Here is an 11,257-nt window from a genome sequence, read left to right as displayed (position 1 = left end):
CACCTCTTCCCATTCCGCACAGAGCAGTTAAGCCCTACCGCGCCGATGGTACTGCCGTAACAGGTGGGAGAGTAGGTCATTGCCAACCTTATTAATTTTAAGAAACTCAATTGATACAAGATATTAGTTGAGTTTTTTTATCCCCTAAAACTTCGAAACAGAGCGGTAAAGGGAGGCTGTTTTAGAAGTAAAGACATCTAAAATATAATAGTGATGATAGCGTAGGTGTTCACCTCTTCCCATTCCGCACAGAGCAGTTAAGCCCTACCGCGCCGATGGTACTGCCGTAATAGGTGGGAGAGTAGGTCATTGCTAACCTTATTTCAAAAAAGGCTTAGTTAGTACAAGATACTAGCTAAGCCTTTTTATTTATAACAATCTCGCCACAAGAGTTATTTCGATAATTATATTTCCACTCGCTTGATGTATATTTATTCTGACAAAACAAGGCAACTCAAATTGCCTAGACTATCAAAATAAGTAAATATGAAAAAGAATCTATTAGGTAAGGTGCTCTTCACCTTATTCTTGTTATCGAGTCTTTATTCATGTAAAAGTAGGGTGGAGAGTAGTGCTGTAGGTGAATCTTTTACTTGGGATAATGCAACAGTGTATTTTGTTTACATTGACAGATTTTTTAACGGAACTTCTTCAAACGATGAGAACTATAATCGGAAAAATGATTATGGAAATGAAACTAAGAATGTTGCTACATTCCACGGGGGAGACATTGTCGGAATCACTCAAAAGTTAGAAGAAGGTTATTTCCAAAAGTTAGGTGTAAATGTCATTTGGATCACAGGTGTTTATGAGCAAATCCACGGTTGGGTAGGTGGAGGAGACAAAAACGACTTTCCTCATTATGCTTATCATGGTTATTATCCGATGGATTTTACAGCCATGGATAAAAACTTTGGTACAATTGAAGAATTCAGAGCATTTGTTGATTTAGCACACACTCAAGGAATGAGAGTGGTTATGGATGCAGGGATTAATCATCCAGGGTATTTAACGCTCTTAGATGCTGTTCAATATAAATTTGGAGGAGTTGATCTGACGGAAGATGAAGCCGTAATGCACTACGATGGATTAAATCTTGAAGGAAAAGATAGCTTAGAGCATTATCAGATTTATTCATACCTCAATCATTTTGACTTTGAAGATTCTCAGAATTGGATGAATTGGTGGGGAGATTCTTGGATAAGAAGTAGTGAAGAAGTTGATAAAGATGTATTGACGGAAAGTATCTTTGGTTTGCCTGATTTTAGGACAGATTCAAGAAAGGCAGTAGGTCTTCCTCAACTCATGAAGAATAAATGGGCAAGTGAAGGCGACGAATTTAAGAAGTGGGTTAATCCTTCGGCTCAGAAGTATCGAACGGATTTAGATATTGCTCAATCAGAATATGTTATTCATTGGCTTGCCGCTTGGGTAGAGGAGTTCGGAATTGATGGCTTTAGATGTGATGTGTTAGAAAATGTAGATACGTTCCGTTGGGTAGAATTAAACAAAGCATGCAATGAAGCTTTGAGTAATTGGAGAGAAAAGAATCCAAATATAGCAGGAGCAAACTGGAGCGATAATTTCTGGATGACGGGTGATATTTGGGATGCCGGAATAGACTTTAATGAAGAATATGCTAAAGCTGGTTTCGCTTCAATTGTGAATTTTACTTTCCCAAAAGATGGCAACTTATTATCAATAGGAACAACATGGCAGAACTATTCCGATAATCTCAATACTAGAGAAGATTGGAATACACTTAGTTTTTTGAACAATACCTATAAGAGAGATACTCAAAATTCTGATATGATGAATTGTGGGACTTCTCTTCTGTTATCTCCTGGGGCAGTACAGATATTTTATGGTGATGAAGTAGGTCGAAAGGCTGTAGAAAGTAATGCTTCTGATCCAACTCATGGATTCCGATCAGATTTTGTTTGGGGTACAAACCCCGAAATGTTGAAACATTGGAGAAAACTAGGGCAATTCAGAAATAATCATCATTCAGTTGGAGCAGGTATTCAGACCTCTATTGGTGAAAATACTTTTCTAAGAGAATACGATAAGAATGGACATCGTGATAGAGTCATTATTAAATTGACTGAAGATGAGCTTAGTGTCGTAGAGTTGCGTGATATTTATGAAGAAGGTACGCAATTGCGAAATGCTTATTCAGGAGAAATAGCGAAGGTTGAGGATGGAAAAGTCGCATTTAAGTCCGTAAATCAAGTGTTGTTAATTGAAGAAGTTCGGTAGGTTCATCCGTTGAAGTTGAGGAAATATAGGATTTATTTTACTGAAAGCTAATTTCATTTCAATTACAAACTAATATTCCGAGAATTCAGTATTTTGTATCCGAAAAGTAAGCGTATTAAAACTGTTTTTTTACACAATAGAATATTTATAAATCATGAAAAAGCTAACCATTATCCTTTTTGCCCTTTTTACATTATTTGCTTGTCAGAAAGAAGAAAAAAAAGAATTCTTTGGAGCAGAAATTACAGCAGATAATATTCTTTCAGACACAGAATTAAAATCTACAATTGCGGCAAATGATGTAGCAAATGTGAAAATTCAAGGTGATGTTTATGAGTCTTGTGCGGTCAAAGGTTGTTGGATGAAAGTGACTTTGGAAGATGGAAGTGATCTGATGGTAAAGTTTAAAGACTATGGTTTCTTTGTACCAAAAGGACTAGAGTCAGGAAAGGTAATCATGGAAGGAGAATTGAAGAAAGAGCTTATTCCTGTAGACGAGCTAAAACATTATGCCGAAGATGCTGGTCAGTCAGCGGAAGAGATTGCAAAAATCACAGAACCAGAATTGAAATTGACAATGGTTGCAGATGGAGTGATTTTAGTAGATGGAAAAACGACTGTTACAGAATAGTCTTTTATTATCTTTACGTTTTTATCTATTATTCCAATTAAGGTCTTAAGGTGGACATAAGTAAACAGGATTGTTTTTCATCCATAAAAATTCATACACAGCGGGATTATGTTCCTTTTTCAAATTGTAGCCTTCATTTCTTTGCTTGATGAAAAACGAAGCAAAGGAAATCAAGCCACATAAAAAACGGTTAGCGCACTAGCTACCGCTTCTCCGCTTTTGTGGCAAAAGCCCACTAGTCGCATAACAGGGGGGCTTGTCCCATCGTGCGAAGCTTGGGATGATTTGTGGGGAGGATGATAGAATGGGACTTGATTTTTTGCTTCGTTTTTCATCAAGGAAAAATGAAGACTACGATTAAATCAATGAACAATAATTCCCACTATAAGCGATCAATTTGAATGAAAATAGAAATTACCCAAATTCATATGTCCTACTAATTAAGGTCTTAAGGTGGGTACTATCGCTAACATAGTACAGAAAACAGTACAGTTTATGGAGTTGACTGATATTAAATTTGATTGTATACATTTTAAGGGAGCGTACCCTTGTAAGCCAAATAAAACGCATAATCGTGTTTGTCTGAATTGTGAGGATTATCAGCCGATATCTAAAAGAATCTTGATTATCAAGCTTGGTGCAATAGGAGATGTGATCCGTACTACACCTTTGCTCATTAGGTATCGAGAACTTTATCCGAATGCTCATATTACTTGGCTAACACTTTCTCCAGCTGTATTGCCTAAAGATTGGATTGACGAAATACTTACTCCAGATGCTACGGCTTATTTCAGACTTCAAAATATGGCTTTTGACATTGCTATAAACCTCGATAAAGAACATGAGGCTTGTGCTTTATTGGCAAAAGTAGAAGCGAAAGAGAAATATGGCTTTATCTGGAAAGATAATCACATAGATGTAGCGACTGAGAAAGCTACTCATAAACTTATGACAGGTTTAGATGATCAGCTTTCTCAAGACAACGAGCGTAATTACCTCGATGAAATCTTCGAGATTTGTCATCAAGAATTTAGACAAGAGCCTTATTTATTGAATATCAATGAGGAGCTTTCTATGAAGTGGAATAGCTTGAAAGAGCAAGCAGAAGGAAAGAAAATTGTTGGTCTGAATACAGGTTGTGGTGCAAGATGGCAAACAAGACTTTGGACAGATGAAAATTGGATAGCATTCGCTAAACTTCTAAAAGAAAAAGGGTATTACCCTGTACTTTTGGGAGGAAAGCAAGAAGATGAAAAGAACCGTTTTTATAGTGAACAAGCAGATGTATTCTATCCTGGACATTTTTCTCTAGAAGAATTCATTGCACTGACAGCTAATTGTGATATCATCGTGACACAGGTATCTATGATGATGCACATTGCTACAGGCTTGAAAAAGAAAATGGTTCTTTTCAATAACATCTTCAATAAGTATGAATTTGAGTTGTACGGAAGAGGTGTGATTGTAGAACCACAATCGGGTTGTGATTGCTTCTATGGGAATAGCTGTTCGAGAGAGCGACGTTGTATGCACGACCTTTCGGTGGAACAGGCTATGACTGCTTTGGAAGACTTGAATTAATACTGAAAACTTTTTTGTAGTAGAGAAGAACGCATTGTGAGTATGAAAATAGCATGTTTATCCACTTTTTATCCTTTCAGAGGAGGAATCGCACAGTTTAATGCCAATATGTATAGGGTGTTGGAGCAACAAGGGCATGAGCTAAAAGCTTTTACCTTTTCCAGACAATACCCGGATTTTTTGTTTCCGGGGCAAACGCAGTATGTCACTGAGGCAGATGTTGCTGACCCGATTGAAAGTATTCCATGCTTGGATACGATTAATCCGATCAGTTATTTGACGACCGCGAAGAAAATAAAAGAATGGCAACCCGATATTTTACTCATGAAATATTGGATGTCTTTTTTCGGACCTTCGCAAGGAACAGTGGCTAAGCTGATGGGACCAAATACAAAAGTGATTACGGTACTAGACAATGTGATTCCGCACGAAAAACGCTTTATAGATACGCCATTTACTTCTTATTTTATGAAGCAGAATGACGGATTTGTGGTGATGAGTAAGCAAGTGGAAAAGGATATGCTACACTTTCAGCCCAATGCGATTTACAACTACCACCCGCATCCGCTGTATGATCATTTTCCAGCACCAATTGATAGAGAAAAGGCTTGTCAAGAGTTGGGTTTAGACCCGAATAAGAAAACAATTCTTTTCTTTGGGTTTATCCGAAATTACAAAGGGCTAGATCTTATGATTGATGCTTTTAACCAATTGGATGATTCTTATGAGTTGGTCATTGCAGGAGAAAGCTATGGTGATTTTTCGGCTTATCAATCACAGATCGATAACTCGCCACTGAAAGCAAATATCAAAACACATGTACGTTATATAGATGACCATGAAGTGCCGATTTTCTTTTCGGCAGCCAATGTATGTCTACTTCCGTATAAGTCTGCTACGCAAAGTGGGATATCTACAATTGCACTTCATTATGAATTACCAATGATTGCGACAGATGTAGGTGGTTTAGGTGAATATATCTTGGATGGAGAAACAGGATTTATGGTAGAAAAGCCCGAAGTAAACCTTATCGCAGAGAAGATCAAACAATATTTTACAGAAGACCGAGAGCAGGACTTCCGAGAAAATCATAAGAAGTTTAAGGAAAACTTTTCTTGGACAAGTTTGGCGAAGTCTATTGAGGATTTGGTAGGTAAGCTTTAGAATTGATTTTGAGAGATGGGAAAAACGCTAGTCATTACTTCTTACAAGTATATGCCACCAACAAACGGAGGACACAAGGTTTGTTTTGACCTTTGTGAGAAGCTTTCCGAAGTTGAGGAAATTGTAGCTGTGAGTTCAGATAATAATGAACTTACAGAGGAGCTTACCTATCCATTTTATGGACTTTTTAAAGATGAAAAGTGGAAGTACATCGATCCTCGTTTTGCTTACCGTTTGTGGGATATTTGTAAAAAGGAAAATGTAACGACTATCTTTTTGCAGCAGCCTTATATGATGCCTTTCGTATGGGCTGTAGGAAAACTGTTAGGGATTAGAACCTTGCTTTATGCACATAATTTGGAGTATAAGCGTTGGGAAACGATAGGGAAATGGTGGAGTCCATTGATGTATTTTTGGGAAAAAGTAATGTTCCAATTGGCTGATCATTCTTTGTTTATTTCAGAAAGTGAAATGGAAGAAGGAGAACAAGTTTTTCAGCTCAAACCTTCTGAAGTTACTTTTCTGCCTCATATGATAGACCAAGAAAGTAGTCCAATGAAAGATGAATTGGCTAAAAAGGAATTGAAAATGTCTTTAGGATTATCCGAAGATACTTTCTTGCTACTTTATTATGCGGCATTCAGCTATCAGCCCAATGCTGAAGGATTGGCATTTGTCCAAAATGAATTACTTCCTTATATGGAGAGAAATGCCGATTTCCCTTTTCATATCATTGTTTGTGGAGGAGGTGTAGAAGGTGAATTGAAGACTTCTTCGTCATCGTATTATCAGTATTTAGGTTTTGTGGATGACTTACAAAAACATATTCTTGGTGCAGATGTGGTATTGAATCCTATCTATTCTGGTGGAGGAGTAAAAACCAAGGCTATCGAGGCTATTGGTTTAGGAAAAACTGTGGTTTCGTTTGCTACAGGAGCAGAAGGAATAGCAGTAGCAGACTGTGGAGAAAAGCTGTTGATTAGTAAGGATAACCAAGTAGAGGAATTTTATCAGAATCTGATAAGGGTAAAAACGCAAGGAGATTTACCAACTCCAAAAACTTTCTACGATCGGTATTATTGGAAGAATGTGATTAAAACTTTGCAAGGAGTGGTAAAAAAGTAAATAAAAAAGCTCAAGTCTATATCAATTAGACTTGAGCTTTTTCTTTATCAGAAATCATGCAGATTACTCCGATTCTGGAGTCACTTCTGGTAAATTCTCTTCTTCGATATCTTCTAGAAGTAATTTTTCATATTCTTCTGGAGTAATGCGAAGTGTATCTGGAGTAAGGTTTAGTACCGAATACTCACTTACTTTAATGTAATCTCTTACAATGATCGCTTTTGGATAATCAGCTTTTAGCATACTCAATTTCTCATGAGCGAGTCTTTTTGAGTAATAATCACCTAAAGAAATCTTGTAGTTCGGTTGTTCGTAGTTGAAATAAACAGGTTCATGATAAATGGCTTTCGCTTTGTTGTAGGCTTTATTTGCCATAGAACGACTTGTTGTAGAGTAAATCAAAATACGGTAGCCTTCTACTTTGCTGTAATTTCTTTGAGCCATCTGACCAATCATAGACTCTATCTGTTCGTGCATTTCTCCTTCAGGAATATCAGAACTGTTTACAGGTTCCGTAGCTTCTTCTTCAGGCTTCTCTTCTTCTTTTGTGGCTGAAGCTGCTACAATTTCAGAACGATAAGCTGAAAGATCGGCATCGAAACTTGTTGAAGCTGTTTTGGAAGTTTTACAACTTACAAATGCCATCAGGATAGCAGCAGTTAGGATAAAAGTCTTTTTCATGGATATACCATTTTTAGATCATGAAAGATCACTTTGTAAAAAAAGCCTCTGTCAACAAAGGACAGAGGCAAATATTATAATGAGGATAATGCTTATCCTTCAATGATAACACAATTATTCAGTTCCAAGTCCTGTTCTACAGTCTTGAATTTCACATTTTCTTTAACCGTTCCGTCTTTGTAACGAACATTTACTCGGTCATTTCTGTGATATGTTTTCTCAGACTTGATTGGCTTAGTCACTTCTGCTTTAGGAGTGTTTGTTGCCATCTGACGAGGATCTGGACTTTGAGGAGCCTGTGGACGAGGCGCTGTAGCTCCACTCACTGCTTGAGATTCCGCTTTTTGCTCTTGCAATTTTGGCTCAGGCTGACGAGGTGCTGGTCTTTGTGGTTGTTGAACCTGCGATGGGTCTGCAACAGCTACTTGTGCTTTTGACAAGAATGAAGTTGCTTCCTCATTTACAGTGTTCAAGAAACCTTTGAAGAGTTGGAATCCTTCGAACTTGTAGATCAATAATGGATCTTTTTGTTCGTGGACTGCATTCTGAACTTGTTGTTTCAACTCGTCCATATCTCTTAAGTGCTCTTTCCACTCTTGGTCAATTACTGAAAGCATGATGTTTTGCTCTAGTACTTGTACCAATTCTCCACCTTCAGAATCAATTACTTTATCAAGAGAAGCATTCACTTGCATGAAGCGTCTTCCGTCAGTAATAGGAACAGCTACATTAGCAACGATACCACCTTTATCTTCTTTCAATTGGTTGAAGACAGGAAGGACACGATTCTTAATGTTTTGGTTTTTCGCCTTATAGTTTCCGTAAGCCTCAGTATAAAGCTTTTCGCTTAGTTGCTCTACTTTCAACTTCGTGAATTCTTCTTCCTTGATACTTGTGTGAAGTCCCAAGTATTTCAATACATCTAGTTTGAATGCATCGAAGTTATCTTGGTTTACTTCTGAGATGTTGAAGGCAACATCGTAGAAGTTGTTCATGATATCAAGTGTCAGACGATCACCGTAAAGTGCGTGATTTCTTCGCTTATAGATTACTTCACGTTGCGAGTTCATTACGTCATCATATTCAAGAAGACGCTTACGCATTGCGAAGTTATTTTCTTCTACTTTTTTCTGTGCTCTTTCAATCGACTTAGAGATCATTGAGTGCTGAATTACTTCACCTTCTTCAAGTCCCATACGGTCCATTACTTTTGCGATACGGTCAGAACCGAACATACGCATCAAGTTATCTTCCAAAGAAACGAAGAATTGTGAACTACCCGGATCTCCTTGACGACCTGCACGACCTCTTAGCTGACGGTCAACACGACGAGAATCGTGACGTTCAGTACCGATAATTGCAAGACCACCAGAGTCTTTAACTTCTTTACTAAGTTTAATATCAGTACCACGACCAGCCATGTTGGTAGCGATCGTTACTTGACCAGGAAGACCAGCTTGTGCAACTACATCTGCTTCACGAGCGTGTTGTTTGGCATTCAAGACTTGGTGAGGAATCTTACGCATTTGAAGCATACGGCTCAATACCTCTGAGTTTTCAACTGAAGTTGTACCCACAAGTACCGGACGATTCTCAGCGACAAGCTCTTGAATTTCTTGAGCTACAGCGTTGAATTTCTCACGTACAGTTTTATAAACCTTATCTTCTCTGTCATGACGTTGGATCGGACGGTTTGTAGGGATAGAAACTACATCTAGTTTGTAGATTTCCCAGAATTCTCCTGCTTCTGTTTCGGCTGTACCAGTCATACCCGAAAGTTTGTGGTACATACGGAAGAAGTTCTGAAGCGTAATTGTAGCGTAAGTTTGAGTAGCCGCTTCAATTTTCGCACCTTCTTTTGCTTCCAATGCTTGGTGAAGACCATCAGAATAACGTCTTCCGTCCATTACACGACCTGTTTGCTCATCAACGATCATGACTTTATTATCCGCAAGGATGTAGTCAACGTCTTTTTCGAACAAGGTGTAAGCTTTCAGCAATTGGTTTACTGAGTGGATACGTTGCGTTTTCAAAGAATAGTTGCTGATCAACTCATCTTTTTTCTGCAATTTATCCTCATCAGAAAGGTTTTCATCTTTCTCAATCTCATCTACTTCAATTCCGATATCTGGAAGGATAAAGAATTCTTTGTCTGAGCTAGAAAGATTTTGCGTTAGGTGATCGATACCTTTATCGGTAAGATCAACCGAGTTACGCTTTTCATCAATTGTGAAGAACAATGGCTCATCTGCTTCTGGCATACGTTTGTTATTTTCTGCCATGTAGATGTTCTCGGTGCTCTGCATCAATTGCAACATTCCTGGTTCACCCAAGAATTTGATAAGCGGCTTATATTTTGGCAATGCACGGTAAGCTCTGAATAGGGCTAAACCACCATTGTCTTTATCTCCTGCTTTGATTTGTTTCTTCGCATCGTTCAATAAGCTCATTGCCAATTGGCGTTGTTGGCTAACCAAACGATCGATCAAAGGTTTTAACTCATTGAATTCGTGCTTATCACCGTCAGGTACAGGACCCGAAATGATAAGTGGTGTACGAGCATCATCAATCAAAACTGAATCGACCTCATCGACCATTGCGAAATGGTGCTTCAACTGAACTTGCTCTTCTGGGCTACGTGCCATGTTGTCACGTAGGTAATCGAAACCAAATTCGTTGTTTGTACCGTAAGTAATATCTGCTTTGTATGCCGAGATACGACCTTGAGAGTGTGGTTGGTGTTTGTCGATACAATCAACTCGCATTCCGTGGAATTCGAAAAGTGGAGCATTCCACTCAGAGTCACGAACAGCAAGATAATCGTTGACTGTTACTAGGTGAACACCTTTTCCTGCCAAAGCATTTAGGTAAGAAGGAAGGGTAGAAACAAGCGTTTTACCTTCACCAGTTTGCATCTCTGCAATCATACCTTTGTGCAATACGATACCACCGATAAGCTGTACATCGTAATGGATCATATTCCACTCGATTTCGTTTCCAGCAGCAATCCATTTGTTACTCCAGATCGCTTTGTCGCCATCTATAGTTACATTTGATTTGGCGGCTGCCATTTCTTTATCGTGGTCGTTGGCAGTGACAACGAGTTGCTTATTTTCAGTCAATCTTCGAGCTGTTTCTTTCACAACAGCGAAGGCTTGAGGCATGATGTTTAGCAAAACAACTTCTAGTTCGCTATCATGTGTCTCTTCAAGCTTATCAATTTTACCGAAGATTTCTTCTTTCTCCTCAATTTCCATTTGAGGGTTCTCGTCAATCTGTAATTTCAACTGAGCGATTTCCCCATCAATTTCTTTAAGGTGATCTTTGATGACTTCTTTGAACTCGATGGTTTTAGCACGTAGTTCGTCATCAGAAATCTGCAACAACTTATCTCCCTCAGCATGAATCTGCTTGATATATGGAAGAATCTCCTTTAGATCTTTTTCTGACTTGGTTCCGAAAATCTTCGAGAACGCTTTAGTTACAAAGTCCAGCATATTACTTGGATGAAGAATTCAATACAAAAAAGTAGGGGTTGATTTAGCTCAAACCCATACATACAAATTTACAAAAACCTTTGACAACTTAGCCTTAAACTTCTGCTTTCTATAGGTGGAACAAAAAAATAAATAGACTTGGTCTTAATATTCATATGATTTGTTCTTGAAAGCGAATGTGAGGAGTCTAAATTGTTTTAATACTATTGCAACTTGCAATGTTTCAATACGGTCTTTTAACTATTTGGTTGTGAGAAAGTAGGGATAATTTCTAAAAAATGCTTTTCAAAAAATCGTAAAGAAACTTAAAAAGAAACCG

General features: G+C 38.1%; 7 protein-coding genes and 2 rRNA genes. 7 read left to right on the top strand and 2 right to left on the bottom strand.

Features of this window, described 5'->3' with window-relative positions:
* The 7 genes from rrf (BC781_RS24725) to BC781_RS24695 all read left to right on the top strand — a co-directional run.
* Positions 1-88, top strand: a 5S ribosomal RNA gene (rrf, locus tag BC781_RS24725); the annotation flags it as partial.
* Positions 89-206: 118 nt separating this feature from the next.
* Positions 207-318, top strand: a 5S ribosomal RNA gene (rrf, locus tag BC781_RS24720).
* Positions 319-486: 168 nt separating this feature from the next.
* Positions 487-2,259, top strand: coding sequence for an alpha-amylase family glycosyl hydrolase (locus BC781_RS24715; RefSeq protein ID WP_109623111.1), 1,773 nt, complete (start codon positions 487-489; stop codon positions 2,257-2,259).
* A 154-nt stretch (positions 2,260-2,413) separates the two neighbouring features.
* Positions 2,414-2,890 (top strand): DUF4920 domain-containing protein, encoded by a 477-nt coding sequence (locus BC781_RS24710; protein WP_109623109.1) that lies wholly within the window; start codon positions 2,414-2,416, stop codon positions 2,888-2,890.
* A 495-nt stretch (positions 2,891-3,385) separates the two neighbouring features.
* Positions 3,386-4,471: a glycosyltransferase family 9 protein gene (locus tag BC781_RS24705; protein WP_109623107.1), complete on the top strand. Its 1,086-nt coding sequence runs from the start codon at positions 3,386-3,388 to the stop codon at positions 4,469-4,471.
* Between the two features lie 42 nt (positions 4,472-4,513).
* A complete protein-coding gene (locus BC781_RS24700) occupies positions 4,514-5,635 on the top strand; it encodes a glycosyltransferase (RefSeq protein ID WP_109623105.1) in 1,122 nt (373 codons plus the stop codon).
* A 15-nt stretch (positions 5,636-5,650) separates the two neighbouring features.
* The gene (locus tag BC781_RS24695) at positions 5,651-6,760 is read left to right on the top strand and encodes a glycosyltransferase family 4 protein (RefSeq protein ID WP_109623104.1); all 1,110 of its coding nucleotides are present in this window, start codon (positions 5,651-5,653) and stop codon (positions 6,758-6,760) included.
* Between the two features lie 63 nt (positions 6,761-6,823).
* Here the strand turns inward: BC781_RS24695 and BC781_RS24690 are convergent, their stop codons facing one another.
* Together BC781_RS24690 and secA are read right to left on the bottom strand one after the other, a co-directional pair.
* Complete coding sequence (locus BC781_RS24690) at positions 6,824-7,441, bottom strand: SPOR domain-containing protein (RefSeq protein WP_109623101.1); 618 nt, start codon at positions 7,439-7,441, stop codon at positions 6,824-6,826.
* Between the two features lie 92 nt (positions 7,442-7,533).
* Complete coding sequence (secA, locus tag BC781_RS24685; protein ID WP_109623099.1) at positions 7,534-10,938, bottom strand: preprotein translocase subunit SecA; 3,405 nt, start codon at positions 10,936-10,938, stop codon at positions 7,534-7,536.
* Positions 10,939-11,257 lie beyond the last annotated feature (319 nt).

This window comes from Sediminitomix flava, from assembly GCF_003149185.1.
Taxonomy (GTDB): Bacteria; Bacteroidota; Bacteroidia; order Cytophagales; family Flammeovirgaceae; genus Sediminitomix; species Sediminitomix flava.
Note: the sequence above shows the minus strand (reverse complement) of the source record. Positions and strands in the feature narration are given on the sequence as shown.

Coding starts and splice junctions, on each gene's coding strand:
- BC781_RS24710 (WP_109623109.1), top strand. CDS start 2,414: ATGAAAAAGCTAACCATTATCCTTTTTGCCCTTTTTACATTATTTGCT.
- BC781_RS24700 (WP_109623105.1), top strand. CDS start 4,514: ATGAAAATAGCATGTTTATCCACTTTTTATCCTTTCAGAGGAGGAATC.
- BC781_RS24690 (WP_109623101.1), bottom strand. CDS start 7,441: ATGAAAAAGACTTTTATCCTAACTGCTGCTATCCTGATGGCATTTGTA.
- BC781_RS24705 (WP_109623107.1), top strand. CDS start 3,386: ATGGAGTTGACTGATATTAAATTTGATTGTATACATTTTAAGGGAGCG.
- BC781_RS24695 (WP_109623104.1), top strand. CDS start 5,651: ATGGGAAAAACGCTAGTCATTACTTCTTACAAGTATATGCCACCAACA.
- BC781_RS24715 (WP_109623111.1), top strand. CDS start 487: ATGAAAAAGAATCTATTAGGTAAGGTGCTCTTCACCTTATTCTTGTTA.
- secA (WP_109623099.1), bottom strand. CDS start 10,938: ATGCTGGACTTTGTAACTAAAGCGTTCTCGAAGATTTTCGGAACCAAG.